The 26,058-nt window shown below is 60.0% G+C and carries 21 protein-coding genes; 17 read left to right on the plus strand and 4 right to left on the minus strand.

All coding sequences use genetic code 11. The features are described 5' to 3' along the window. Positions 1–230: 230 nt before the first annotated feature. Complete coding sequence (locus tag AXG89_RS08640) at positions 231–1,976, plus strand: YadA family autotransporter adhesin (protein ID WP_062169229.1); 1,746 nt, start codon at positions 231–233, stop codon at positions 1,974–1,976. Between the two features lie 141 nt (positions 1,977–2,117). Here the strand turns inward: AXG89_RS08640 and AXG89_RS08645 are convergent, their stop codons facing one another. Then, entirely contained in the window at positions 2,118–2,963 is an 846-nt protein-coding gene (locus AXG89_RS08645) for a MurR/RpiR family transcriptional regulator (protein WP_062169231.1), read from the minus strand. 273 nt (positions 2,964–3,236) lie between these two features. On the opposite strand from AXG89_RS08645, the gene edd reads away from it, so the two are divergent. From edd to AXG89_RS08695, 10 genes are all read left to right on the plus strand, one after another. Then, positions 3,237–5,084: a phosphogluconate dehydratase gene (edd, locus tag AXG89_RS08650; RefSeq protein WP_062169233.1), complete on the plus strand. Its 1,848-nt coding sequence runs from the start codon at positions 3,237–3,239 to the stop codon at positions 5,082–5,084. 24 nt (positions 5,085–5,108) lie between these two features. Then, positions 5,109–5,744, plus strand: a complete 636-nt coding sequence (eda, locus tag AXG89_RS08655) for a bifunctional 4-hydroxy-2-oxoglutarate aldolase/2-dehydro-3-deoxy-phosphogluconate aldolase (protein WP_061998519.1) — start codon at positions 5,109–5,111, stop codon at positions 5,742–5,744. Between the two features lie 186 nt (positions 5,745–5,930). Beyond that, complete coding sequence (locus tag AXG89_RS08660) at positions 5,931–7,292, plus strand: GntP family permease (RefSeq protein WP_062169235.1); 1,362 nt, start codon at positions 5,931–5,933, stop codon at positions 7,290–7,292. Between the two features lie 10 nt (positions 7,293–7,302). Further along, positions 7,303–7,797, plus strand: a complete 495-nt coding sequence (locus tag AXG89_RS08665; protein ID WP_062169237.1) for a gluconokinase — start codon at positions 7,303–7,305, stop codon at positions 7,795–7,797. A 453-nt stretch (positions 7,798–8,250) separates the two neighbouring features. Beyond that, positions 8,251–11,328 carry an Ig-like domain-containing protein gene (locus AXG89_RS08670; protein WP_062169239.1) on the plus strand — a complete coding sequence of 1,026 codons (3,078 nt, stop codon included), beginning with the start codon at positions 8,251–8,253 and terminating at the stop codon, positions 11,326–11,328. Then, positions 11,325–11,585 (plus strand): hypothetical protein, encoded by a 261-nt coding sequence (locus AXG89_RS08675; RefSeq protein ID WP_062169241.1) that lies wholly within the window; start codon positions 11,325–11,327, stop codon positions 11,583–11,585. The genes AXG89_RS08670 and AXG89_RS08675 overlap by 4 nt, the downstream gene beginning before the upstream one ends. Positions 11,586–11,923: 338 nt before the next feature. After that, positions 11,924–12,904, plus strand: a complete 981-nt coding sequence (locus tag AXG89_RS08680; protein WP_236873319.1) for an Ig-like domain-containing protein — start codon at positions 11,924–11,926, stop codon at positions 12,902–12,904. 317 nt (positions 12,905–13,221) lie between these two features. Next, positions 13,222–13,758 carry an Ig-like domain-containing protein gene (locus tag AXG89_RS08685; protein ID WP_062169245.1) on the plus strand — a complete coding sequence of 179 codons (537 nt, stop codon included), beginning with the start codon at positions 13,222–13,224 and terminating at the stop codon, positions 13,756–13,758. A 438-nt stretch (positions 13,759–14,196) separates the two neighbouring features. Further along, positions 14,197–14,433: a hypothetical protein gene (locus tag AXG89_RS08690; RefSeq protein WP_062169247.1), complete on the plus strand. Its 237-nt coding sequence runs from the start codon at positions 14,197–14,199 to the stop codon at positions 14,431–14,433. Between the two features lie 507 nt (positions 14,434–14,940). After that, entirely contained in the window at positions 14,941–15,780 is an 840-nt protein-coding gene (locus tag AXG89_RS08695) for a hypothetical protein (RefSeq protein WP_062169249.1), read from the plus strand. Positions 15,781–15,922: 142 nt separating this feature from the next. Here the strand turns inward: AXG89_RS08695 and purB are convergent, their stop codons facing one another. Then, positions 15,923–17,311 carry an adenylosuccinate lyase gene (gene purB / locus AXG89_RS08700; protein WP_062169251.1) on the minus strand — a complete coding sequence of 463 codons (1,389 nt, stop codon included), beginning with the start codon at positions 17,309–17,311 and terminating at the stop codon, positions 15,923–15,925. 154 nt (positions 17,312–17,465) lie between these two features. On the opposite strand from purB, the gene AXG89_RS08705 reads away from it, so the two are divergent. Then, positions 17,466–17,711: a FitA-like ribbon-helix-helix domain-containing protein gene (locus AXG89_RS08705; RefSeq protein WP_062169253.1), complete on the plus strand. Its 246-nt coding sequence runs from the start codon at positions 17,466–17,468 to the stop codon at positions 17,709–17,711. Then, on the plus strand, positions 17,708–18,130 hold the full coding sequence (locus AXG89_RS08710) for a type II toxin-antitoxin system VapC family toxin (protein WP_062169255.1): 423 nt from the start codon (positions 17,708–17,710) through the stop codon (positions 18,128–18,130). The genes AXG89_RS08705 and AXG89_RS08710 overlap by 4 nt, the downstream gene beginning before the upstream one ends. A 10-nt stretch (positions 18,131–18,140) precedes the next feature. On the opposite strand, the gene murU is transcribed toward AXG89_RS08710, so the two are convergent. Both murU and AXG89_RS08720 read right to left on the minus strand, forming a co-directional pair. Next, positions 18,141–18,833 (minus strand): N-acetylmuramate alpha-1-phosphate uridylyltransferase MurU, encoded by a 693-nt coding sequence (gene murU, locus AXG89_RS08715; RefSeq protein ID WP_062170438.1) that lies wholly within the window; start codon positions 18,831–18,833, stop codon positions 18,141–18,143. 26 nt (positions 18,834–18,859) lie between these two features. Next, positions 18,860–19,885: an aminoglycoside phosphotransferase family protein gene (locus tag AXG89_RS08720; protein WP_062169257.1), complete on the minus strand. Its 1,026-nt coding sequence runs from the start codon at positions 19,883–19,885 to the stop codon at positions 18,860–18,862. A gap of 272 nt (positions 19,886–20,157) precedes the next feature. On the opposite strand from AXG89_RS08720, the gene AXG89_RS08725 reads away from it, so the two are divergent. The 4 genes from AXG89_RS08725 (at position 20,158) to rsmA (ending at position 25,904) form a co-directional block, all read left to right on the plus strand. Next, positions 20,158–22,545 carry an LPS-assembly protein LptD gene (locus tag AXG89_RS08725; protein WP_062169259.1) on the plus strand — a complete coding sequence of 796 codons (2,388 nt, stop codon included), beginning with the start codon at positions 20,158–20,160 and terminating at the stop codon, positions 22,543–22,545. A 136-nt stretch (positions 22,546–22,681) separates the two neighbouring features. Then, positions 22,682–24,055 carry a peptidylprolyl isomerase gene (locus AXG89_RS08730; protein ID WP_062169261.1) on the plus strand — a complete coding sequence of 458 codons (1,374 nt, stop codon included), beginning with the start codon at positions 22,682–22,684 and terminating at the stop codon, positions 24,053–24,055. A 12-nt stretch (positions 24,056–24,067) separates the two neighbouring features. Beyond that, on the plus strand, positions 24,068–25,051 hold the full coding sequence (gene pdxA, locus AXG89_RS08735; protein ID WP_062169263.1) for a 4-hydroxythreonine-4-phosphate dehydrogenase PdxA: 984 nt from the start codon (positions 24,068–24,070) through the stop codon (positions 25,049–25,051). A gap of 34 nt (positions 25,052–25,085) precedes the next feature. Further along, positions 25,086–25,904, plus strand: coding sequence for a 16S rRNA (adenine(1518)-N(6)/adenine(1519)-N(6))-dimethyltransferase RsmA (rsmA, locus tag AXG89_RS08740; RefSeq protein ID WP_061998533.1), 819 nt, complete (start codon positions 25,086–25,088; stop codon positions 25,902–25,904). The last annotated feature ends 154 nt before the right edge of the window (positions 25,905–26,058 follow it).

Raw genomic sequence — 26,058 nt, forward strand, 5'->3', positions numbered from 1 at the left:
TGGCTGGCCATATAAACGTCCGCTGATGAAATTCGCATCGGTGGACGTTTTTGTTTTTAAAGGGTGTTTTGAAACGACTGAATGTAAAAGGTAAAAACTTGTCTCCGAAGATAATGTGAATAAATTTTAATGATTTAACGTTCTCTTGTTGTTTTGGGGCAACGTAGATTATGAATTAGGATAATTCCTATTATCTCGGTAACCAAGTCTCCGCAAAGGGCGCAAACTCCGTGGTCCTGGGTAGCGGCAGCGATGGTTCGCAAGACAACGTTGTTTCCGTAGGCGGTACCGCTACGGGTACGCAACGCAAGATCGTCAACGTGGCAGCAGGTACGACCACGACGGATGCAGTCAACTACGGTCAGTTGAATGCAGCAATCGCATCGGTCGGCACGGGCGGTTCGAGTCTGGTTACGCAAACCGGTACGGGCGATGTCATGGTGGCCAGCGCGGTCGGCGGCACCCACGTGGACTTTGCAGGCACGGGCAATACGACGCGTGAGCTGATCAACATCTCCGCCGGTACGAAGGATTCGTCGGCAGTGGCGTTGAGCCAGTTGAAGCCGGTGGTTGCGGGCTTGGGCGGTGGTGCAAGCGTCAATGAAACGACGGGTGCTGTGACGGGTCCGACGTATCATGTCCAGAACGGTACGCAGTCCACTGTGGGCGACGCATTGACCTCGCTGGACACGAGCTTGAACGACGTGAAGACGCAGATCAACACGACGACAGGCGCAGGTCTGGTCATGCAGAAGGACAACACGGACGGTGACATCACCATTGGTGCAAACACTGGCGGTAACGTGATCAACGTGTCGAGCAATGCTCATACTCGCAAGATCACCGGTGTAGCCAACGGCGACTTGACCTCGTCGAGCGTCGACGCAGTCAACGGTTCGCAGCTGTACAACGCGGCGAGCGGTCTGGCTACGGCTATCGGCGGCGGCGCTGCGCTGAACGGCGACGGCACGATCACGCAGCCTTCGTTCATTGTTGATGGCAAGCCGGTTCACAATGTTGGCGACGCAGTATCGAATCTTGATGGCCGAGTCACCAACAACACGAACAGCCTGACGCAGTTGCAAACCACGGTGAATAACATCACCAATGCCGGCGGCGTGGCATCGCCGAATGCAGTGTCGTACGACACGTCTGCACACGACGTGATCACGCTGGGCAAGGACGGTGCAGGTGCCACCTTGACCAACCTGAAGGATGCAACGTTGTCGGCTGACAGCACCGACGCAGTAACGGGCAAGCAGTTGTTCGATACGAACAACACGGTTGCCTCCCTGCAGGATTCGATTCAGAACATCGCATCGACCGGTTCCACGAGTATCGGCATCAACGGTACGAATGGCACGAACGGTGCGAACGGCGTAGACGGAGCACCTGCTGCAGCTTCGGCCTCGGGCAACGACGCAATCGCCATGGGCGACAACGCATCGGCTTCCGGCGATCACGCAGTTGTGATTGGCGGTGGTGCAAGCGGTACGGCTGACGGCGTTATTGCCATCGGCGGTAACTCGAACGCCAGCGGCAAGGACTCGATTGCTATCGGTAACGGTGCTACGGCTCCGGCAACCAACGCTGTCGCACTGGGCGCAGGCTCGGTGGCGGATCGTGACAACACGGTCTCGATGGGTTCGGAAGGTAAGGAGCGTCAGATCACCAACGTGGCAGCTGGCACGAAGGGTACGGATGCAGTCAACCTGAACCAGATGAATTCGGCGGTGGGCGGTGTTGCTCGCAAGGCGTACAGCGGTATTGCGGCAGCCACTGCGCTGACCATGATCCCGGACGTCGACGCGAACAAGACGTTGTCGATCGGTATCGGCGGTGGCACGTTCCAGGGCTATGCAGCAACGGCTATCGGCGGCACGGCTCGTATCACGCAAAACATCAAGGTTCGCGTGGGTGCAGGCTGGAGCGCGGCAGGTACGACGGTTGGCGCAGGTGCTTCGTACCAGTGGTAAGTTGAGCTTGACCCCTGAGGCCCGGTTCGACAAGGACCGGGCCGTAGGAAAATCAGTTTAGAAAATTGTTCTGCTGTACCGTAGTATCTTCAAGCGGGTTCTTCTTCGGAAGGACCCGCTTTTTTTCGTTTGAGCCGTACCTCAATTTCCCACGCGTCGTTTATCCAGCACGTCCTTAGCCTCAGCGAGCCGTTCCGCAAACTCCGGCCCGCGCGCGAGCGCGACCCCCACTGCCAAAATATCCCCGATCGCCAGGTGCGATACGCGCGAGGTCATCGGCGAGAATATGTCCGTGTCTTCGTCGACGTTGGCAAAAAGCCCAACGCTTGCCATGCGCGCCAGCGGCGAGTTGCCATGCGTGATCGCGATCACCTTTGCACCGCTCGCCAGTGCTGATTTCACTGCATCGAGAATGTCACGCGTGCGGCCCGTATTCGATATCACCACCACCACGTCGCCCGCGCCTAATAGCGCCGCCGATGTCGTGTATGTATGCGGATCGGAATACGCGACGCTCGGCACGCCCAGCCGAAAAAACTTGTGCTGGATATCGAGCGCGGCAATGCCCGATCCGCCCGCGCCGTAAAACTCGATACGTCGTGCCTCTGCGAGCAATGCGATCGCCGCCGCGACGCTATCCGACGACAAACTGTTGCGCACCTGCAGCAGCGCCCCGATCGTCCGGTCCAGCACTTTCGCCGCGACACCGGCGGCAGGTTCGTCGGCGCGGACATCGCGGAAGACAGCGGGGGCGGGGACATCGGAGGCAATGCTTTGGGCCAGCCGGATCTTGAACTCACGGAATCCCGAAAATCCAAGCGCCTGGCAAAACCGCGCAATCGTCGGCTGGCTCACGCCCGCGCGCACAGCGAAGTCGGTCATTGCGAGATCGAGAACTTCCCGCGGGGCCTCCAGAACGTAATCTGCGAGCTTTCGCTCGGACGGGCGCAATTGCTCGCGCATTGCTTCGACTTGGGACAGCAACATCGGTAATCTCGCCTATGCTGGAATTGCACGGACTATAGCTGATCGGCCGAAATGTACAAAAACTACAAGAAAATCACTCATCGAGACGGCTGACCGCAGGGCAAGCGACTGAATTTCGGCCTTTCAGCAAAAGCCACACAAAGAAATAAGGGTTTTCCAGATGGAAAGTATGTAGTTTTTCTACTAAAATCCATGGCGATCGCACGGGAAAGTCACAAAAAGCAAAACACCCGCGCGCACTGTTCAATCCCCCGGTAAGGCGAAGGAGTGTCGATGGTTTCCCCGCATTCGCATCTCAACAAGGTCACGCAGCGCGTGATCGAGCGCAGCAAGCCGACGCGTGCGGCATATCTGGCGCGTATCGATGGCGCCCAAGGCCATTTTCCGGCGCGCGGTGCGCTGTCCTGCGCCAATCTCGCGCACGGTTTCGCCGGCATGGAGGGGCAGGAGAAAATCTCGATCAAGGCGATTCGTGAGCCGAACATCGGCATTGTGTCGTCTTATAACGAGATGCTTTCTGCGCACGCCCCGTTCAAGAATTATCCGGACATCATCAAGCACGCCGCACGCGAAGCAGGCGGCGTGGCGCAATTCGCCGGCGGCGTGCCGGCCATGTGCGACGGCGTCACGCAAGGCAACGCCGGCATGGAGCTTTCGCTGTTTTCGCGCGAAGTGATCGCCATGAGCACGGCGGTGGCGCTCACCCACAATATGTTCGATGCCGCGTTGTGCCTCGGCATCTGCGATAAGATCGTGCCCGGCTTGCTGATCGGTGCGCTGCAATTCGGCCATCTGCCGACCATTTTCGTGCCCGCTGGTCCAATGACCAGCGGCCTCACCAACGACGATAAAGCCAAGGTCCGCCAGCAATTCGCAACCGGCGCGTGCGATCGCGACGCATTGCTCGAAGCGGAAGCTGCGGCGTATCACGGCCACGGCACATGCACGTTCTATGGCACGGCCAACAGCAACCAGATGCTGATGGAAGTCATGGGCCTGCATCTGCCGGGTTCGGCGTTTATCCACCCGCACACGCCACTCAGGGACGCACTCACCGCCGAAGCCGCGAAGCGCGTGCTTGAGTTGACGGTGGATCGCGGGCAATACACGCCGGTCGGTCATGTCGTCGATGAAAAATCCATCGTGAACGGGATCGTCGCGCTGCTGGCAACGGGCGGCTCGACCAACCACACGCTGCATCTGGTCGCAATTGCGCGTGCGGCGGGGATTGTCATCGACTGGAATGATTTCGATGAACTCTCGCAAGCCGTGCCGCTCGTCGCCCGGATCTATCCGAACGGCAAGGCCGACGTGAACCATTTCCACGCGGCCGGCGGCGTTGCGTATCTGGTGCGCGACCTGCTCAGCGCGGGGCTGCTGCACGAAGACGTCAAGACCGTCGCGGGCGAGGGCCTGAAGCACTACACGCGCGAACCGAAACTCATCGACGGAAAACTGCAATGGGTCGAAGGCACCGAAACCAGCCACGACACCAAAGTGCTACGCAGCCACAAGGAGCCCTTCGCGCCTGACGGCGGGCTGCGCCTGATGCAGGGCAAGCTTGGCCGTGGCGTGATCAAGATCTCGGCGGTGGCCGACGCGCATCGTCATGTGAAAGCGCCCGCGATCGTGTTCGAGTCGCAGGAACAAGTGCAGGAAGCGTTCGATAACGGCGAACTCAAGCGCGATTTCGTGGCCATCGTGCGGTTCCAGGGTGCACGGGCGAACGGCATGCCGGAGTTGCACCGGTTGACGCCGCTTCTCGGCGTGTTGCAGGATCAGGGCTTCCACGTCGCGCTGGTGACGGACGGGCGCATGTCGGGCGCGTCGGGCAAGGTGCCCGCTGTCATCCATATATCGCCGGAAGCGTTGCTGCACGGGCCGATAGGCAAGGTGCGCACGGGTGACATGATTGTCATCGACGCAAACAAGGGCGTGCTGGACGTCGAACTGGACGAAAAGGAATGGGCTGCGCGCGAAGTCGAGCAGCCGAAACATCAAGCGGGTAACGAAGTCGGTTTCGGGCGCGAGCTGTTCGGTGTGTTTCGCAATGCAGCCATGCCGGCTGAGCTGGGCGCATCAGTATTCGGCCCGATGGTCGGCGAACAGCACAGAGCCTGAGAGACTCTCTATAAGGAGCAGCAAATGAAACAGGTAAGCGAAATCGTGCGCCTTGGGCCGGTGATCCCGGTCCTCGCCTTCGAATCGGCCGAGCAAGGTGAAAACGTCTCCCGCGCGCTGCACGCAGGCGGCGTCAAGGTGCTCGAGATCACGCTGCGCACGGCCGCAGGGCTCGAGGCGATCGAACGCGCCAGTCACCTGGCCGATGACATCGTAGTCGGTGTCGGCACCATCACAAAACCGGAACATTGCGCGCAGGCGAAGAAAGCGGGCGCGCAGTTCGGTGTATCGCCGGGGTTGACAAAGGACATTCACCAGGCGGCGCTCGATTGCGGCCTGCCGTTGCTGCCGGGCGTGATGACGCCGACCGACATCATCACGGCCATGGAACTCGGCTACGAGATCGTGAAGCTGTTTCCGGCGCAGCAGGCGGGCGGTGTGTCTATGTTGCAAGCCCTCAACGGCCCGTTCCCGACGCTCAGGTTCTGCCCGACCGGCGGCATCACTGCCGAAACCGCGCCGAGTTTCCTGGCGTTGCCGAACGTGGTGTGTGTCGGTGGATCGTGGCTGACGCCGAAAGCCGCGCTCGCTGCGCAGAACTGGGAAGAGGTCACGCGCCTCGCCAGGGCGGCAAGCACACTGGCGCCGCCGCAACGCTAAAAAGCAACGCCGCAAACAAGCCCCTGCGCTCATCCCGCCGGGGCTTTTTCACTTTTGGACACACATCGCGCGCGTGTTTCCCGGGCTGCAAGTAAAATCCCGGTGGTTCAATCTCGACTGCGCATGCCGCCCCCGGGCGCATCCGGTTCGCGGCATAAAAAACGTCACATACTTGGGAGGCGCTTAATGGAGCCAGTACAGGGCAGCATGTTGCTGGTGTACGCAGTGATTGCAATTGCGTTGCTGATCTTGATGATCACGCGGTACAAGGTTTACCCGTTCCTCGTCCTGATCATCGTTTCGTTGTTGCTGGGTCTGGCCGTCGGCATGCCCATGGACAAGATCGTCAAGGCGTTCGAGACCGGCAACGGCAACACGCTGGGACACATTGCCATCGTGGTCGGCCTCGGCACCATGCTTGGCAAGATGATGGCCGAATCCGGCGGGGCAGAGCGCATTGCGAATACGCTCATCAACTGGTTTGGCGAAAAACACATCCACTGGGCGATGATGGTCGTGGCGATCATCGTCGGCTTGCCGGTGTTCTTTGAAGTCGGCTTCGTGCTGCTGATTCCGATTGCCTTCAACGTCGCGAAACGCACCGGGAAGTCGCTGCTGCTGATCGGCATGCCGATGGTCGCCGGTCTTTCCGTGGTTCACGGCCTGATCCCGCCGCACCCGGCCGCGTTGCTCGCGGTGCAGGCGTATCACGCGGACATTGGCCGCACGATTGCTTATGGCCTGATCGTAGGTGTGCCGACTGCCGTGGTTGCGGGTCCGCTGTTTGCTCTGCTCGTTTCAAAATACATCAAGTTGCCGGAAAACAATCCGCTGGCGGCGCAATTCATCGATAACCGCAAGGAAGGCGAAGTGCGCGAGCTGCCCGGGTTCGGCATCACGCTGTTCACCATCTTGTTGCCGGTGATCCTGATGCTGATCGGCAGTTGGGCGGACCTAGTCACCACGCCGAAGAGCCTGCCGAACAACCTGCTGAAGTTCGTGGGTACGTCGGACGTGGCGTTGCTGGTTGCCGTGCTGTTCAGCTTCTGGAGTTTTGGTGCATCGCGTGGATTCAATCGCGAGCAGATCCAGAAGTTCTGCGGCGACTGTCTTGCGCCGATTGCCGGCATCACGCTGATCGTGGGCGCGGGCGGCGGCTTCGGCAATGTGCTGCGCGAAAGCGGGATTTCCACGGAACTGGTGCACCAGGCATCGGCTGCGCACTTGTCGCCGTTGCTGCTCGGCTGGTTTGTCGCGGCGCTGATTCGTCTTGCGACTGGTTCTGCAACTGTCGCCATGACGACCGCTTGCGGGATCGTCGCGCCGATCGCCGCGGCGGCCGGCGGCGCCGTGAGCCCGGAATTGCTCGTGCTCGCCACGGGTTGCGGATCGTTGATTTTTTCGCACGTGAACGACGGCGGTTTCTGGCTGGTGAAGGAGTATTTCGGCATGACGGTCGGGCAGACGTTCAAGACGTGGTCGCTCTGCGAGACGATCATTTCAGTGATGGGTTTGGGTCTGACCTTCGCTTTGGCGTCGGTCGTGTAAGGAGAATCAGATGATATTGATCGCGATGGGTGTGTCGGGCTGCGGCAAGACCACGATTGGTGAAATGCTGGCAGAGCGGCTGGGCTGCGGTTTCGCGGACGCCGACAGTTTTCATAGCCAGGCGAACAAGGACAAGATGCACAAGGGCATCCCCTTGACGGACGATGACCGGTGGCCGTGGCTGAAGGCGATCCGTGCATCGATAGAAGAAAAACAGGCGGCGGGTTCGACCGAAGTGTATGCATGCTCGGCGCTCAAGCGCGTGTACCGCGACATTCTTCGCAACGGCAATCAGGACGTGACTTTTGTTTACCTGAAGGGAACGCCGGAGTTGCTGAAAGAACGGATTAAAACGCGTAAAGGCCATTTCTTCGATCCGGCTTTATTGCAAAGCCAGCTTGACACGCTGGAACCGCCCGGAACAGATGAAGCCATTGAAGCGGATATCGCACTGACGCCCGAAGAGATTGTCAGCAAAGTATTAAGTGAAGTTAAGGATCGCTAAGTTGGATCGGAGCGAACTTCAGCGCGTCGGGATAGAAATCAAAAAAATCTCAACAATCCCGGTTTGAATCGATAATTCGTTTCCACACCTCAGAAAAAGACCGTTTCAGCGCCGCGCTGGACCGGTCTTTTGCTTTTCTATACCGTAAAGCGCTCGCCGGCATTGCGTTTGACCGCCTTCATAGTCTGCCCGCTTGGCGCCCTCATCACCTCATCAATCCAGTACAGGACAGTGCGGGCGGGGCGTTGTCGTATCCAGGAAATGCTCCTTGTTGCATTCAAGGGCAGGTCCCGTGTGTGTGCGCGCGTGATCGTTACTCAAGATCGCGAATCACGTTGGGGGTCGTCCGGGTAACGGCTGCTCCCGTGCGTTTTTGGTCGGGCCGGCACGAATCGTTCGTCTTGCGAAAGGATTTCCGTCCCATCGATTTCTTAGTAAAACAGGGTTATAGAAATGGCGATTCAATCCACAGCACCGTCCCAGGCAATCATTACGTCAGTCGGGTCAGCACAGAGCGGTGGTACGGCAGATAATAATCATCCAGTCATTACGGGTAAGGCCGATGCCGGTACCAAAGTCAATGTTTATGACGGCGTCAAGCTGATCGGTACCGCGGATGTCGGCACGGACGGCACGTGGTCCTTCACCGTGCCTGATTCGCTTACGGTTAAAGCAGGCAAGCACACGTTCACCGCCGTTTCCATGGACGGCGACGTGTGGGGTGCGACCTCCGCGCAGTTTGCAGTTACGCTGCCCGGCGGCGCACAAGTGCCGAACCCGCCGGTTGTCGATAGTTTCACCGACAACGTAGGTCCGGTTACGGGTCCGATCACGGCCGGCACCACCACTGACGATTCGAAGCCGGCCATGAGTGGCACGGGTACCGCGGGCGACATCATCAAGCTGTATGACGGCGACAAGGTCATCGGTTCGGCGACGGTCGACCCCGCTGGCAAGTGGACAGTCCAGCCCAAGGACGCCCTGAGCGATGGCGCGCACGACGTCCACGTGACGGAGTCGAACGCAACCGGCGAAAGCGGTCCGACCTCGCCTATTCCGTTCACGGTCGACACCGTAACTCCGTCGACGCCGGTCATCAACGGCGCGACTGATAATGTCGGCTCGATCACGGGTTCCATCCCCGCTGGCGGCACGACCGATGACCCGAAGCCTGAATTCAGCGGCAAGGGCGACCCGGGCGACACGGTCACGCTGTATGACGGCGACACGCCCATTGGCAGCGCCAAGGTAGACGACAACGGCGACTGGAAGATCAAGCCGATCAACAACCTGCCCGACGGCGATCACAAGATCACCGCTGATGAAACGAACGCCGCAGGCAATTCGAGCAAGCCGTCGGAGCCGATCGAGTTCACGGTCGACACGACCAAGCCCAGCACGCCGGAGATCAGCGGCGCGACGGACAACGTCGGCCCCGTCACGGGTCCGATCCCTTCGGGCGGCACGACCGATGACCCGAAGCCGGAGTTCAGCGGCAAGGGCGACCCGGGCGACACGGTCACGCTGTATGACGGCGGCACGCCCATTGGCAGCGCCAAGGTGGACGACAACGGCGACTGGAAGATCAAACCGGTCAACGATCTGCCCGATGGCGACCACAAGATCACCGCTGATGAAACGAACGCTGCGGGCAACACGAGTAGGCCGTCTGAGCCGCTCGAGTTCACGGTCGACACAACAACTCCGTCAACGCCGGTGATCAACGGCGCGACGGACAACGTCGGCCCCGTCACGGGCGCGATTCCATCGGGCGGCACGACCGATGACCCGAAGCCGGAATTCAGCGGCAAGGGTGACCCGGGAGACACGGTCACGCTGTATGACGGCGACACGCCCATCGGCAGTGCAAAGGTAGACGACAACGGCGACTGGAAAATCAAGCCGACTAACGATCTGCCCGACGGCGATCACAAGATCACCGCTGATGAAACGAACGCCGCAGGCAATTCGAGCAAGCCGTCGGAGCCGATCGATATCAAAGTCGACACGGCCAAACCGCAGCCCCCGGCGATCAACAACGTTCAGGACAACGAGGGTCTGGTGACGGGTCCGATCGTGGCCGGCTCGACCACGGACGACACGCATCCGGTGGTATCGGGCTCAGGCAAGGCAGGCGACCTGATCACGCTGCTGGACGGCACGACGGTGGTCGGCTCGGCCCGGGTCGACGAAAACGGCAAGTGGTCGATCAAACCCACCGACCTGGCCAATGGCCCTCATTCGTTGACAGCTACGGACACAAACGCGGCCGGTGTGACAAGCGATCCGTCGACTCCGTTTGCGTTCACGGTCCTCACGGGTGCGCCGGTGGCGCCGACAATTTCCGACGCGATCGACGGGGTTGGCACCATCACGGGTGCAATCCCGAACAACGGCACAACCGACGACGCAGAGCCGACCTTCAACGGTTCGGGCAAGGCTGGCGACATCATCAAGCTGTACGACAACGGCACGACCCTGATCGGCTCCGGCACGGTTGACAAGGACGGCAATTGGTCGATCAAGCCGACGAACGCGCTGTCGGACGATCCGCACTCGATCACGGCAACGGACACGAACCCAGCCGGCACGCAAAGCCCGCCGTCTGATCCGCTCAATTTCACGGTGGACACCAGCAAGCCGGCCACGCCCGGAATTTCCAGCATCACGGACAATGTGGGTCCTGTCACAGGCGCGATTCCGTCCGGCGGCACGACCGACGATTCGCAACCGACCTTCAGTGGCACGGGCAAGGCGGGCGACCTCATCACGATCCTGGACAACGGATCGTCGATTGGTTCGGTGACGGTAGACGACAACGGCACGTGGTCATTCAAGCCGAACAAGGACTTGCCGGCGGACAACAGCATTACCGTGATCGACACGAACAAGGCCGGTACGTCGAGCGATCCTTCGGCTCCATTCCCGTTCACGGTGGACACAAGCCCCGCTACGACTCCGGCCATCATTAGCGCCACCGACGCAGTGGGTCCGGTCAAGGGAACGGTCCCTGATAACGGCGTGACCGATGACGCACTACCGTTCTTCAACGGCACGGGCAAGGCGGGTGACACCGTCAAGCTGTGGGAAGGTACGACGCTGCTCGGCTCGGGCACTGTCGATACAAACGGCAACTGGTCCATCAAGCCAATGAGTGCATTGTCGAACGCCACGCATACGATTACGGCGACCGAAACGAACCCGGCTGGCAACACCGGAAACATATCGGATCCGTTCCATGTGACGGTCCTCACCGGCAATCCCGCAACGCCTGCAGCGCCGACCGTCACGGACAACGGCGCGAATGTGCCGGATGGCGGTACGATGCCCGACGGTCATCCGACCATCAGCGGCAACGGCACGAATGGTGACGTTATCCATATTCTGGATAACGGCAACGAGATTGGCAGCGTGACGGTCAATCCGAACGGCACCTGGTCGTACAGCCCAGGCGCGGACTACCTGACCCCGACTGTTCCGCATGCCATCACGGTGAAGGAAACGAACCTGGCGGGTATGCGAACACGTTGAAGCTCTCGTTGACGGACGTGCTGAATCTGGGCGAAACCGACCTGTTCCAGAAGGACGGCAAGAAGCAGATGATGGTGAACGGCTCGGACGGCGACAAGGTGGATCTGTCGAACTCGCACATTGCCGGTTTGGCGGAAGGCGAGTGGGAGCAGCATGGCACTACGCAGGTGGGCGGCGTGACGTACAACGTGTACGAGCACTCGGGTGCGCATACCGAGTTGCTGGTTCAGCAAGGCGTGCAGATCGTCGTGCATTGAAGCTGAACGCCGGCTCAGGCTTGGGGTAGCTGAGCCGGTGAAATCAAAGGGTGTAATACGAGCCGTTCCAGGTCATTTTGGAACGGCTTTTTGCCGTGTGCGTGGCAGTCGAAACTGAAGATCCTCAAAATAAGTATTTGCTTACTAAACTGCCGCAGGTCGCCGCCTTTAAGACATTTCGTATATCTGGATCGAAAGCCAATGTTCATGCTCCGGCTGCATTTTCGGAAGGCGCAATTCACGCCCTTCGGGAATGTGTTTTGTGTCGATCGGCGCCCGCCTTCCTTGGGCGCAAGGCGTTCCGATCACCGATCTATCCGCACCAAAAGGCGAAAGTAATGACAATTCAAACAACAAGTCCCTCACAAGCGGTTGTGACATCTGTCGGTGGTGTTTCCAACGGGGGTACTGAAAACAGCGCAAGGCCAGTGATCGCGGGCTTCGCTGACGTTGGAACAACCGTGAATGTCTATGACGGCGTAAGGCTGCTGGGTACTGCCGTAGTTGGAACCGACGGTACGTGGTCGCTCACTCCTGGCATCGACCTCAAGAATGCGGTGCATTCCTTCTTCGCAATCGCAGTCGATTCCGCGGGCAACTGGGGTGCTTCATCGGAACCCGCGCGCATTGTGGTGGCGGCGCCCGTGGCTGTTGCGGCTACCGCGCACGAAGTCAGCGGTTTATCCGAGGCTGCCAGCACGATCACCAGCGAAACTGCAAGCGGTCTGCAAGGCGTGCGGGCGTTAAGCCTGGCCGGCGACACCCATGTTGTTGCGCAGGATCAAGGTGTGCTGACCCAGGGGCAGCACATGGCTTCAGGCGTGAGCAACGCGAATGGCGCAGTCAGCGGCCATGACGCGGTGGACCTCGTAGCGAAGCCGGCAGCGTACTCAACGCAATTGGCCGAGCATATTGACGGAGGCCACGGTATGGCAGCCGGCACGCAACACTCGACGAGCGATCATCAGCTTGTGGATTTTGTTTTGTTATCCGAAAAGATTGCGGCGGTGAAGGTCTCGGGTATGGACGTAAGTGAGCTGGGCGGTACTGCGAACACGTTGAAGCCCTCGTTGACGGACGTGCTGGACCAGGGCGAAACCGATCTGTTCCAGAAGGGCGGCAAGCAGCAGATCATGCTGAACGGTATGGATGGCGACAAGGTGGATCTGTCGAACCCGCACATTGCCGGCCTTGCAGAAGGCGAGTGGCAGCAGCACGGCACGGCGCAAGCGGGCGGCGTCACGTACAACGTGTACGAGTACGCAGGTGCGCATACCGATTTGCTGGTGCAGCAAGGCGTGCAGATCGTCGTACATTGACGGTGGACACTCGCTCGCGCTCGAGACAGGCGAGCCGGTGAAAGCACAGGTATGAAACGAGCCGTTCCTGACTTCCGGAACGGCTTCTTTTTGAAACGTCGCCTGTGCAAGGCGTGTTTTATGGACCGCGAGTGCGTAATTTTCTATTGCAGGGTTCGAGTGGATTGGCTTGCGCCGAATGGGTAAGTTAGCGATTTGACCGGCGTGCGACCAGCGGTTGGCCGGGTGATGGATTGGCGACGACCCCGCGTATGAATTGTCTAGCGGGACTTGCAGGTTATTCACACACCGTTTTTCCACCTGAAGGGATCGAACAAATGGCCTCCGCGCATGAAGTGATTTATCTTGCGGTGATTACAGACGTGGACGGCGTGGGTAACGGCGGCGTCATCGAAAATGAAAAGCCGCTGATTTCGGGCAGGGCCGACCCGTTCGCGACTATCGATGTGCATGACGGCACGGCCTTGCTCGGCGTGGCAGCGGCGAATGGACAGGGCGGTTGGACGCTGCAACTCTCCAGTCCACTCTTTGACGGCGTTCACGATCTCTCCGCTACGCAGGACACTGGCTACGGCGTAAGAAGCGTTGCAAGCTATTTCGCGGTTACGGTGAAGGCGTTGGAGGGGGCGCCTATGTCCGCGGACGACGCTTTTGCGCCGGCCACGGCCACGAGCGCGTCCGGGGGCAGCGGGGAACCAGGCGTGCCGTTTTTTCCACCGAATGTGTTCAACTCGCGCCGTGGGGCAGCGGTGAGCAACGCCGCTGATACGTATTCTGCCAATCCCGGCGATGCGCAAGCGTTGGCTATCTCAGCCCTTTCAGCCGATGCGTCTTCTGCTGACCCGCACGCTTGAGGACGTCAGATCAAGATTGAAGATCGAATGAGGGAGGGGCATCGTCATGATGACGTCTTCCGCGGGTCTTCGGACGCTCGACCAAAAGCGCGTTGAATAGGACTTCACGCGCGACGAGCATGCCGCAACTTGGCAGTTTCGACCTCGGCGTCACCTTGTACCGACCGGCTCGGATCTAGCCGCTGTCCTTCCCCGCACGCCCCGCCCCTGCGCATTCGTGTCTCTCCTCGCCAGCCAACCTCCTCGGATGCATCCGGTATATCACCTTACATTCAGGCTACAGACTTTCTGGCGTGCGCGGATTGCCTTTTCTGACCGGCAAGCATCAGATCCTCGACTTGACTCGTTGGCCGCAAGACGGCTGCGGCGAAGATTTCGAGCATCGAAGCGATCGATTCGAGCGGTGACAAGAACGCGCTGGAAAAGTCGATTTCGGACGTGTTGAACTTGGGCGAAATCGACCTGTTCCTGCAGGACGGCAAGACGCAGATGATGGTGAAAGGCTCGGCGTCCGACACACTCAATCTGGACAGCACGCACATTGACAATGTCGCCAATGGCGAGTGGTCACGTCCAGTCGAGTCGCAAGTGGACGGCGTGATGTATCGCGTATCCGAGCACTCAGCCACGCGTGCCGAATTGATCGTTCGAGGCGTGCAGTTGATCGTGCATTGACGTTGAAGATGCCGGCGCGCTTTGTTGTATTGGAACGTGCAGGTCGCTTGAGCCAACGCAGCCTTTAAAGAAGCGTTCCTAGACGCGCTGGAGCGGTTTTCGTACGTGCGTGGTTTGCTCACCTTTGCAACGTTTGAGTTCGAACCATGTGTGTTTAGAGGCAAGCACATGTTTTTTGCGCCAAGTTTGACGCAATCCCATGTGGAAGAACACCAGGCTTTGCAATTGGACACACGCAGACCAACGCGCATTGCCTTCATTGTCACGCTGCCGAAACAGTCCATGCCCCTGTGCGCTTTTGTCCATCTGCTGCACTGCGCAATTCGGAATTGTCCGGTGTCGAACCTTACAACTGCAATTCAGAATCGCCGCACGTGCATGGGGATAGTTGTTTTGGAAACTATCCGCTGCATGCTTTGCGCCGGGCGTCACGAGCCCCGCGACCGATCCTCCGGTCGGACGGCTTCACGTCCTGGCAGTGTTTGAAGTAACAGGAGTCCTATAAGAATGGCGAATCAAACGAAATACCCGATGGATAACACGCTAGCTGGCGGATTCATCGACACAAAACCGGTCTTCAATATGGCATCGCAGGCGTTCAATGCCGCAGCTCCTTACGACAAAGGCGGGTTCGGTCCGGAGCTTCCGGTTGCCGGACACGACGGCTCATGGGTGTACACGTCAGCTGAAACTCTGGCCGGTGGCATGCACACCATTACCGCGGCAGCGGTCACCCCGAGCGGCCAATTTGGCCAAATGTCCGAACCGCTGGTTGTGGCAATCGATTCGAACGCCTCGATGCCTGCCCATATTACGGATTCGAGCCTGCACACCGTTGTGGGCGACCATGACGTGTTCTTCGGGCAGTATGCGGGCAATGAAACCGTTGACCTCGTCGCAGATGCAGCAAAGTATTTCTCCCAGTTCTCGGCGCATATTGCAGGTTCGAAAACCGGCGCCGCGGATACGCTGCACCTGGTCGGTGACCATCAGTTCCTCGACTTGAACTCGCTGACGGGCACGTCGCCGACAGCGAAGCTGTCGGGTATCGAAGTGATCGATCTGGGCGGCCGTTCGAACACGTTGAAGCTGTCGACGGCGGACGTGCTGAACCTGGGTGAAATGGATCTGTTCATGCGTGACGGCCACAAGCAGATGATGGTGAAGGGCTCCTTCACCGACATGGTCGATCTCTCCAGCAGCATGCATGTTCCGGGCGTGGCTGACGGTTATTGGGCCACCCACGGCCAGGCGAAAGTGGACGGCGTGTCGTATAACGTCTTCGAGCACTCGAGCACGAACGTGGAACTGCTGGTTCAGCAGAACGTGAATGTGATGGTGCATTAAGTTGAAGATGTCCACGCTCTGGCCAGTTGGCAGAGCGTGGACTGATTGAACGCAATCACGGTAGTAAAAAAAAGCCGTTCCAGGATTTTCTGGAACGGCTTTTTGTCTTGGTGAAGTAATTTGACCGGGAGCGACGCCGTTTTCAGGCGATCCGCTTGGCCAGCTCCACCGCTTTCCCCACGTATGACGCCGGCGTCATGTCCAGCAACAGCTTCTTCGCGTCATCAGGAATCGCGAGTCCATTGATAAACGTCTGCAAGCCTTCGCGCGTAATGCCCTTGCCGCGCGTCAGTTCCTTCAGTTGTTCGTATGGATTGGCTACGCCATAACGGCGCATCACCGTTTGCACCGGTTCCGCCAGCACTTCCCAGCAGTTATCCAGATCTTCGTTCAGCCGCGCCGCGTTGACTTCGAGCTTGTCGAGTCCGCGTACCAGCGAATCGTACGAAAGCAGCGAATAGCCAAACGCCACACCGATGTTGCGCAACACAGTGGAATCCGTCAGGTCGCGCTGCCAGCGTGAGATGGGGAGTTTATCGGCGAGATGGCGCAGCATGGCGTTGGCGAGGCCCAGATTGCCCTCGGAATTTTCGAAGTCGATGGGATTGACCTTGTGCGGCATGGTCGATGACCCGATCTCTCCCGCCTTGAGCCGCTGCTTGAAATAGCCCACCGAGATGTAGCCCCAGACGTCGCGATCGAGGTCGAGCAGGATCGTATTGGCGCGCGAGATGGCATCGAACAGTTCGGCCATGTAATCGTGCGGCTCGATCTGGATGGTGTACGGATTGAACGTGAGTTGCAGCCGGTCCTCGATCACGCCTTCCGCGAATTCTTCCCAGTCGAAATCCGGATACGCCGACAGATGCGCGTTGAAGTTGCCGACCGCGCCGTTCATCTTGGCAAGCACCGGCACTTCTGCAATCCGCTCGATAGCATTCTGCAACCGCGCTGCCACGTTCGCCATTTCCTTGCCGAGCGTGGTCGGGCTCGCGGGCTGGCCATGCGTGCGCGAGAGCATGGGTTGCGCGGCGTTGGCGTGAGCGAGCTTGATCAGCCGGTCGTGCACCGAGCGCAGTGCCGGCAGCAGGACGTGTTCGCGAGCGCCCGCGATCATCATGCCGTGCGACGTGTTGTTGATATCTTCCGACGTGCACGCAAAGTGGATGAATTCGCTTGCGCGCTCGAGTTCCAGCTGGCCCTTCACGGATTCCTTTAGCCAGTACTCGACGGCTTTCACGTCGTGGTTCGTGACCTTTTCGATGTCCTTGATGCGCGCGGCATCGTGCGCGGTAAAGCGCTCGGCGAGCTGCAGCAGGAAGTCTTCGGACTCGGAGGAGAACGCAGGCACTTCGTCGAATCCGGCTTGCGACAGCGCGATCAGCCAGTGAATCTCGACCTTCACGCGATGTTTCATGAACGCGTATTCGGACAGCCATTCCCGCAGCGCTTCGGTTTTGGCGGCATAACGGCCGTCGAGCGGCGACAGCGCGGTGAGCGCGAAGAGGGTATCGGGATGGATATCGGACATGGTGGGGCCGCGGAGAATAAAGCGAAAGGGAAGGAGGGATTTTAACATTTGCGAACCAGGCGCCGGATTCGTGCACGGCACGGAATCCCGCACTGCCGCCATACCATTCGCTTTATGCTAGCATTGCAGTCAATGACAGCATGCGGAGTTTTGAATGGCAACACTGACAATTCGCAATCTCGATGACCAAATCAAGGCTCTTCTTCGGGTTGAAGCTGCTCGGCACGGCCGCTCCATGGAAGAAGAAGTGCGAGTGATTTTGCAGAACGCATTGGCCGGAACCGCCAACGCGACCGGTTTCGGCAGCCGCGTTCACCAACGTTTTGCAGGCCTTGCGGACAAGGGCCTGACGTTGCCGGAACGATCGGGCCAGCCGCGGGCAGCTGAGTTTCCGGAATGATTGTGCTGGACACAAACGTCTTGTCGGAAATCATGCGCGCCAACCCCGACGAAAACGTGCTCACCTGGCTCGATTCTCAATACGCGCACGAGCTGCACATCACATCCATTACGGTCTCGGAATTGCTGTACGGCGTTGCGCGGCTCGCGCACGGCAAACGCAAAACCGCGCTGCGTGGCGCAATAGAATCGATGCTCGACGGTGAGCTGGCTGGCAGGGTGCTAGCCTTCGACGAAGCTGCCGCGCGCTGCTACGCGATCCTCGTAGCGGAACGCGAAGCGCAAGGCCGGCCGATCAGTTCCGCCGATGCGCAAATTGCCGCGATCTGTCATAGCCGCGATGCAGTACTTGCCACGCGAAACGGCAAGGACTTTGAGGCAACCGGAGTTCCAGTTATCGATCCCTGGACAGCGGCGTAGCGACCAGCACCTACTTGCCCCGCAGCGCCCGATCCAGCGCCTCGAGCTGCGCCACGGTTCCTACGTTCTCCCACTGTCCTTCATAAAGCTCGCCGGTTGCCCGCCCCGCCTTGACCGTCTCCTGGTAATACGGCGTCAATGCACGCCGTGTTCCTGGCGCGAGATCGCGAAACATGCGGGTATCGTACAAACCGATATTGCCGAACGTGAAGCGTGCCGGGCCGTCGAGCGAAAGCGTGCCGTTGGGCTCGAGCGCAAAGTCACCGAGCTTATGAAACGGGGGATTCGTCACCATGACCAGATGCATCGCCGGCTCGGATGCGAGCGCCATCGACGGGACACGCGTGCGCAAGCTCGCGTAGTCGAAATCGCAGAAAACGTCGCCGCTCACCGCCAGGAATATCGCCGGCTCGCCTTGCGTTTCCAGCAGCGGCAAAGCCTTGCCAATCCCGCCAGCCGTCTCCAGCGCGTGCATTTCGTGCGAGTAACGAATCTCGACGCCCCAACGCGAACCGTTGCCAAGATTCGATTGAAGCATGCGCCCGAGCCACGCGTGATTGATCACGATGACTTCAAACCCCGCCGCCGCCAGCCGTTCGATCTGCCAGACAATCAGCGCCTTGCCGCCGACTTTCAGCAGCGGCTTGGGACACGAATCCGTCATTGGACGCATGCGCTCGCCGCGGCCTGCGGCAAAAATCATGGCCTTGGTCAACGTATTCACGGCGCTCAAAACGTATATCCCACATCCACGGCGCGGCCTTCGAGCGTATCGAGCAGGCGCGCAAACGGCCGCAACGGCCTGTAGCGCTCGGACACCTTGCGTGCATAGCCGATAAACCTCGGCAAATCAGCCAGATACTGCGGCTTGCCATCGCGATGATAAATCCGCGCGAACAGTCCCAGCACCTTGATATGGCGCTGCAATCCCATCCACTCGATCTGCCGGTAGAACTCGCCGAAATCGGCATCGACGGGCAAGCCGGCTTTGCGCGCGCCTTCCCAGTAGTAGACGAAGCAGTCGAGCTCGAACTCTTCTTCCCAGCTTATGAACGCATCGCGCAACAGCGAGGCAATGTCATAGCTGAGCGGCCCATACACCGCGTCCTGGAAGTCGAGTACGCCGGGATTGGGATCGGCCACCATCAGGTTGCGCGGCATGAAGTCGCGCAGCATGAAGACCTGCGGTTGCGCCAGCGCGCTTTGCACGAGGACGTTGAACGTGTCGTCGAGCACCTTGCGCTCGGCGGTTTCCAGCGTGTGGCCAAGATGCTTCGCGACGAACCACTCGGGCATCAGTTCCATTTCGCGGCGCAAGAACGCTTCGTCGAAAGCGGGCAAGACGCCTTCCCGCGATGTCACCTGGAACTTGATCAATGAATCTATAGCCGCGCGCATCAACGGCCGGGCGTTTTTTTCGTCGAGCACGGAGAGGTAGGTCGTGGTGCCCAGATCCGTGACGAGCATGAAGCCGGCATTAAGATCGGTTTCGAGGATGTGCGGAACATGCACGCCCGCGTCGCGCAGCAAGCCTGCCACCTGGACAAACTCGCGGCACTTTTCGGGCGGCGGGGCATCGACGGCAATCAGCGTGTTGCCGAACTCGCTTTGCGCGGCCAGCCGGAAATAGCGGCGGAAACTGGCGTCGGTGGAAGCAGGAGCAAGCGTGGCAAGATCCAGTGCGTACCGCTCGGCCACGGTTTGCAGCCAGTCGTGAAGCTGTGTAAGGCGAAAATCAGGGGTTTGGGGCGTCATAAATTCTAGGGGTGAAACGTCTTGCCATATAATACCCCACGACTTTTTTAAGCATTCCGTTTGCATCGCGTGTAACGTCCGGCGCCCCGGCCTGCAGCAAGCCTTAGCGGCTTTTTGCAGGTCAGGAGTTACCGCCCGAACCATCCATCGATCGATTCATTTTCGTTCGCAGCGAACCGTACTCCGGTGGCGCGAGTTCCGGTGGCTGTGCCCGGGTGCTCACGTCCCGGGCGTCGAGCGCCGAGCGTGACGCGATTGAACAGCACTCAAACATGCCGCCACGACAGCTTTCCAAACAAGTTTTATCGCGCGAGTCGCGTGATCAGCGGCCACGCAGGCGGCGGCTGTTCGCAGCGCTGATCGCGGTGCCTGGCCTCATGCCGGCGCTTGCCAACGCGCAGCTATCGGGCGCGGCAGCAGACACTCAGCCGCTCGGGGACCCGTGGAGCCTGCGTCTCGCTCCCCAGCTCGAAGAACGCCCGCTGCGGCAAGGCGATCAGCCTGCCACGTTCGTACTGGGCAACCGCACTTCAGGCACGGCTGACCAGGACATGGCGGCGAAGGGAGCCGCGGAGCTGCGCCGCAACACGTCGGTGATCAAGTCCGATGCGCTGCATTACGACCAGGACACCGACATGGCCGATGCTTACGGCAATGTCAGGATCTTCAACAACGGCAATACGTTCATTGGCCCGGAAGCGCACTTGAAGGTGGAGGCGAACGAGGGTTACATGACGAACCCGAAGTATCGCTTCAACTTGTCGAACGGCTCGGGCAGCGCTGCGCGAGCGGACCTGATCGACAACGAGCAGACCCGCGTGGACCACGGCACTTACACGGCGTGTTCGTGCGAGACGGACCCGGCGTGGTACATCAAGGGCACGTCGTTTGACTTCGATACCGGCGCGAACGAAGGCGTGGCCCATAACGGCGTGTTGTTCTTCCAGGGCGTGCCGGTGTTCGCGAGCCCGTGGATGTCGTTTCCGCTGACCGGCGAACGCCGCAGCGGGATCTTGCCGCCTACGGTATCGCTGAATTCGACGACCGGTTTTGAAGTCTCGCTGCCGTATTACTTCAACATCGCGCCGAACCGCGACCTGCTGGTAACGCCGCGCCTGATGACGCGGCGCGGGATTCAGTTGCAGTCGACCTTCCGGTATTTGTCGCCTACGTATTCGGGCACGATCACCGGGGAATTCCTGCCGAACGACATGCAGACGCATACGAACCGTTATGCGATCTACATTCAGCATCAGCAGAATTTCGGCGGCGGATTCGCGGGTTACATCAACTACAACAAGGTCTCGGACAGCCAGTATCCGGAAGACCTGGGCAACGCCGCGAACCAGTTCCTGAACGGCACGCAAGTGCTGTATCAGCAGGAAGCCGGGTTGACCTACAACAATGGCCCGTGGTCCATCATCGCCCGCGAGCAGCGCTGGCAGACCCTGCCGCCGGCCGTGGCGCCGTATGCGCGCGAGCCGCAGTTGAACGTGCTGTACAACAAGTACAACGTAGGCGGTTTCGACTACGGCGCGGAGATGGATTACACGCGCTTCACTACCACCGTCGACGATGCAACGAAGGGCCAGCGCGCGGTCTTCAACCCGTACTTGAGCTACAGCGTCACGGGCCCGGGTTATTTCGTCACGCCAAAGGTCCAGTACCATCTGGCGTCGTATAACCTGAGCCAGCTTGGCAGCACGGCTTCCGGGACGCCCGTGGGCCAGCCGAAGAGCCTGACGGAATCCATCCCCACTGTCAGCTTCGACACGGGCCTGGTATTCGATCGCTCGGTCACGGTGTTTGGGCAGGACTACATCCAGACGCTGGAACCGCGGCTGTACTACGTGTACACGCCGTATCGGAACCAGGAGTTCGCGCCTGTCTTCGATACCGGCGAGGCCGACTTCAGCCTTGCCGAAATCTACACGCCGAACACTTACGCGGGTAATGACCGCATCGCGGATGCAAACCGTCTCACGGTCGGCCTGACTTCGCGTTTCATCAACCCGGCAACGGGCGACGAACGTGCGCGTTTTGTGATCGCGCAGCAGTATTATTTCCAGCCGCAGCGCGTGACGATTGCGGAAGGCCAGTCGCTGGATCAGGCGAAGCACTCGGACCTGATCGTGGGTGCGTCGTTCAAGCTGGGCGCGGGTTTTTCGCAGGAAACTGCGTTCCAATATAATGCCGACAACAACCAGCTCGTGCGCTCGAGCATTGGTTTCGGCTTCAGTCCCGAAGCGCGCAAGGTCATCAATATTGGCTACCGGTACACGCGGGCGAACGAAACCACGTTGTCCACCCAGCCGATCAACCAGATCCTGGTCTCGGCACAATGGCCGATCACGCGACACATTTATAGCGTCGGCCGGGTGAACTACGATCTGGCGAGCCATCGTCTCGTCGACGGGCTGCTGGGCTTCCAGTACGATGCCGACTGCTGGACGCTCGGCCTCGGCGTGCAGCGTTACGCAAACGGTGTCAATAGCACGGGCAGTAACAGCGCTGGTACCCGAGTGCTGGCTCAAATGACGTTCAAGGGCCTGTCGAACGTCGATAATGGTCTGACCGCGGCGTTCCGTGCCGGCGTCAACGGCTACACACCGCCGCCGCCGCCGCCCGCGCCGCTCGCGCGTTACACCAACTACGAATGAGCGCGTGAATAGAAACGGTCAGGACAGAAAGTGCCGGTGGTATGCGCCGAGGCGTATATTTGCGGGTTGAGCGCAGAAGGCACGCAGCAGCGCAAGGTAATAGGGCCGGTCACCGGCCGCAATCGATGGAGTATCTGTGTCAAACATGAACAAGTTTAAGTGGACAACGTTCGCGGCAAGCGCATGCGCCGCGGCTTTCCTGACCGGCCCGGTGGCGCACGCTCAGGCGTTGTCGGCCACACCGGGCGGCGTGCAGATAGCGGACTCCGTCGTCGCGGTTGTGAACAATGACGTGATCACCGAGCGCGAGCTCAATGACCGCAGCAACCTGATCGTGCGCCGTCTGCAGCAGCAGAACGCGCCGGTGCCGCCGGCCGCGCAGTTGCAACGCCAGGTGCTCGATCAGATGGTGCTGGAACGCATTCAGTTGCAGAAGGCGAAGGAAGACAACATCACCATCGACGCGCCCACGGTGCAGCGCACGCTTGAGCGTCTCGCCCAGCAAAACCAGATGACGCTCGACGTTTACCGCGCGCGCATCGAGGCGCAAGGCGTGCCCTGGGACACCTTTCAACGCGATGCCCGCACGGAGCTGACGCTCTCGAAGCTGCGCGAGAAAGAGGTGGACAGCAAGATCACAGTGTCGGACGCGGAAGTGGCGAACTACGTCGCGAGTCAGCGCGGACCGAACGCAGGCGGTGGCAACGACCTGCATCTGCAGCACATCATGTTCAAGGTGCCGGAAAACGCATCGCAGGCTGACATTGCTGCAATCCAGGCGAAGGCCGAAGCCGTGTTGAAGGACGCGCAGAGCGGTTCGGATTTCGCGAAGCTCGCGAAGAACAACACGCAGGACACCGATGCCGCCAAGGGCGGCGATCTCGGTTTCCGCACGCAGGCTTCGTTGCCGGCATCGATCGTGACGGCGGTGGCGACGCTGCGTCCGAACCAGGTGAATCCGCAACTGATCCGTACCGACGGCGGCTTCGAAATCATCAAGCTGGTCGAGCGCCGCACGGGTCAGGGTCAGGCTGCCGATGCGCCCAAGCTCGTGCAAACGCACGTTCGTCACATTCTGCTGCGCGTGACCGATGGCACGTCGGAACCGGCAGCGCGTCAAAAGCTGCTTGAAATCAAGGCAGACGTGGCGAAGGGCGGCGATTTCGCCAATTACGCACGGACTTACTCTTCGGACGGCTCGGCATCGCAGGGCGGTGATCTCGGCTGGATCAGCCCGGGTGAAACCGTGCCGGAATTCGAGCGCGCCATGAACAACCTGAAAGACGGCGAAGTCAGCGATCCGGTGCGTTCGGAATACGGCTATCACCTGATCCAGGTGCTCGGACGCCGCGAAGCAGAAGGCTCGGTGCAGCAACAGCTTGATCTGGCGCGTCAGGCCATCGGTCAGCGCAAGGCCGAGCAAGCTTATTCCGACTGGCTGCGTGAACTGCGTGACACCGCTTACGTCCAGTACAAGGGCGCCGCCGCACAGCAGGCCCTGAACCAGTAAAAGGTTGTCCGAATGGAACCAGCAAGCCGCTCACTGTCCATAGCCATCACCACCGGGGAGCCGGCCGGCGTTGGTCCTGAACTGACAGTGGCGGCCCTGGCTGACGCGGCTACACGCTGGCCAGAAGTAAAGTTCTCGGTGCTCGCCGACCGCGATCTGATGACCCAGCGCGCGGGTACATCGTCGTGGCTTTCCGGCGATGCGTCGATCAAGATTGAACACCATGCGCTGAGCGTTCCCGTTGTAGCGGGCAAGCTCAATGCTGCGAACGGGCGCTACGTGCTTGGTCTGCTCGATACGGCCATCGACGGCGCGGTCAGCGGACGGTTCGACGCCATCGTCACGGCGCCGCTGCAGAAAAGCACCATCAACGACGCCGGCGTTCCCTTCACCGGCCACACCGAATATCTCGCCGAGCGCACGCATACCCCGCGCGTGGTCATGATGCTCGCAGGCACTGGCGAACGGCCGTTGCGCGTCGCGCTCGCCACCACACACTTGCCGCTGAAGGATGTATCGGCGGCGCTGACGGTGGATGGCATCGTCGAAACGCTGAGCATCATTCATCGCGACCTGAAGGCCATGTTCGGCTTGCCCGCGCCGCGCATTCTCGTCACCGGCCTGAATCCGCACGCGGGCGAAAACGGCTATCTCGGCCGCGAGGAAATCGATGTCATCACCCCGGCGCTGTTGCGCGCGCGCGAACTGGGAATCGATGCACCGGGTCCGTATCCCGCCGACACGCTGTTTCAGCCGCGCTATCTGAAAGACGCCGATTGCGTGCTTGCCATGTTCCACGATCAGGGCCTGCCGGTCCTGAAGTACGCAACCTTCGGCGAAGGCATCAACGTGACGCTCGGCTTGCCGATCATCCGTACTTCCGTCGATCACGGCACCGCGCTCGATCTCGCCGGCACGGGCCGGGCAGACCCGGGCAGCCTGATCGTCGCCATCGATACCGCTGTTGCCATGGCGCGCCATCGTCGCGCGGCCTGATCCCCTTATTTGCAGTTCCTGACCGGTTTCTCCGATGTCCATCAAGCACCAGGGCCACTTCGCGCGCAAGCGCTTCGGGCAGAACTTCCTCGTTGACCAGGGCGTGATCGATTCGATCGTCGATGTCATCGATCCCAAACGCGGCGAACGCATGGTCGAGATCGGGCCGGGACTGGCCGCGCTGACCGCGCCGTTGATCGAGCGGCTGTCCACGCCCGAGTCGCCGCTGCACGCGGTCGAGCTCGATCGCGACCTGATCGGGCGGCTTGAAAAGCGTTTTGGCGAACTACTCGCATTGCACGCTGGCGATGCACTCGCGTTCGACTTCGGCTCGCTCGCGCTGGAAGGCGACACGCCGTCGCTGCGGATTGTCGGGAACTTGCCGTACAACATTTCCAGCCCACTGCTGTTCCACCTCACGGCGTTTGCGCCGAAGGTCATCGATCAGCATTTCATGCTGCAGGACGAAGTCGTGGACCGGATGATCGCCGAGCCGGGAACGAAGGACTTCGGCCGGTTGACGGTGATGCTGCAGTACCGCTATTCAATCGACAAGCTGATCGACGTCCCGCCCGAATCGTTCAATCCGCCGCCGAAGGTGAACTCCGCGATCGTCCGCATGATTCCGTATGCGCCGAACGAACTGCCCGATGTCGATGACAAGGTGCTCGGCGAAGTCGTGCTGGCCGCGTTCTCGCAGCGCCGCAAGATGATGCGCAATACGCTGGGTGTGTATCGTGACCGGGTCGACTTCGATGCACTCGGCTTCGATTTGTCGCGACGTGCGGAAGAAGTGCCGGTGGCCGAATTTGTGAAGCTCGCGCAGATGGTGGCGCAGGCGCGTAGTAATTAAGCGTCAGTTGTTGTTTCTTCCTCTCCCCGCTTCCTTTTCGACGCTTTTCCCCTCTTGACTCCATGCATTCCCTGCATTCTTTCGATGCAAGGAATGCACTGGAGTTAACCGTCTCCTTGCCCTCAAATTAGCGACGCGTTCGCGCAAGCCCGGC

Source organism: Burkholderia sp. PAMC 26561 (assembly GCF_001557535.2).
In the GTDB taxonomy this organism is placed as follows: Bacteria; Pseudomonadota; Gammaproteobacteria; order Burkholderiales; family Burkholderiaceae; genus Caballeronia.

What these genes read in the sequence shown, in the direction of transcription:
- AXG89_RS08645 (WP_062169231.1), bottom strand. Translation starts at nt 2,963, where the DNA reads ATGTTGCTGTCCCAAGTCGAAGCAATGCGCGAGCAATTGCGCCCGTCC.
- edd (WP_062169233.1), top strand. Translation starts at nt 3,237, where the DNA reads ATGGTTTCCCCGCATTCGCATCTCAACAAGGTCACGCAGCGCGTGATC.
- eda (WP_061998519.1), top strand. Translation starts at nt 5,109, where the DNA reads ATGAAACAGGTAAGCGAAATCGTGCGCCTTGGGCCGGTGATCCCGGTC.
- AXG89_RS08660 (WP_062169235.1), top strand. Translation starts at nt 5,931, where the DNA reads ATGGAGCCAGTACAGGGCAGCATGTTGCTGGTGTACGCAGTGATTGCA.
- AXG89_RS08665 (WP_062169237.1), top strand. Translation starts at nt 7,303, where the DNA reads ATGATATTGATCGCGATGGGTGTGTCGGGCTGCGGCAAGACCACGATT.
- AXG89_RS08670 (WP_062169239.1), top strand. Translation starts at nt 8,251, where the DNA reads ATGGCGATTCAATCCACAGCACCGTCCCAGGCAATCATTACGTCAGTC.
- AXG89_RS08680 (WP_236873319.1), top strand. Translation starts at nt 11,924, where the DNA reads ATGACAATTCAAACAACAAGTCCCTCACAAGCGGTTGTGACATCTGTC.
- AXG89_RS08685 (WP_062169245.1), top strand. Translation starts at nt 13,222, where the DNA reads ATGGCCTCCGCGCATGAAGTGATTTATCTTGCGGTGATTACAGACGTG.
- AXG89_RS08695 (WP_062169249.1), top strand. Translation starts at nt 14,941, where the DNA reads ATGGCGAATCAAACGAAATACCCGATGGATAACACGCTAGCTGGCGGA.
- purB (WP_062169251.1), bottom strand. Translation starts at nt 17,311, where the DNA reads ATGTCCGATATCCATCCCGATACCCTCTTCGCGCTCACCGCGCTGTCG.
- AXG89_RS08705 (WP_062169253.1), top strand. Translation starts at nt 17,466, where the DNA reads ATGGCAACACTGACAATTCGCAATCTCGATGACCAAATCAAGGCTCTT.
- AXG89_RS08710 (WP_062169255.1), top strand. Translation starts at nt 17,708, where the DNA reads ATGATTGTGCTGGACACAAACGTCTTGTCGGAAATCATGCGCGCCAAC.
- murU (WP_062170438.1), bottom strand. Translation starts at nt 18,833, where the DNA reads ATGATTTTTGCCGCAGGCCGCGGCGAGCGCATGCGTCCAATGACGGAT.
- AXG89_RS08720 (WP_062169257.1), bottom strand. Translation starts at nt 19,885, where the DNA reads ATGACGCCCCAAACCCCTGATTTTCGCCTTACACAGCTTCACGACTGG.
- AXG89_RS08725 (WP_062169259.1), top strand. Translation starts at nt 20,158, where the DNA reads ATGCCGCCACGACAGCTTTCCAAACAAGTTTTATCGCGCGAGTCGCGT.
- pdxA (WP_062169263.1), top strand. Translation starts at nt 24,068, where the DNA reads ATGGAACCAGCAAGCCGCTCACTGTCCATAGCCATCACCACCGGGGAG.
- rsmA (WP_061998533.1), top strand. Translation starts at nt 25,086, where the DNA reads ATGTCCATCAAGCACCAGGGCCACTTCGCGCGCAAGCGCTTCGGGCAG.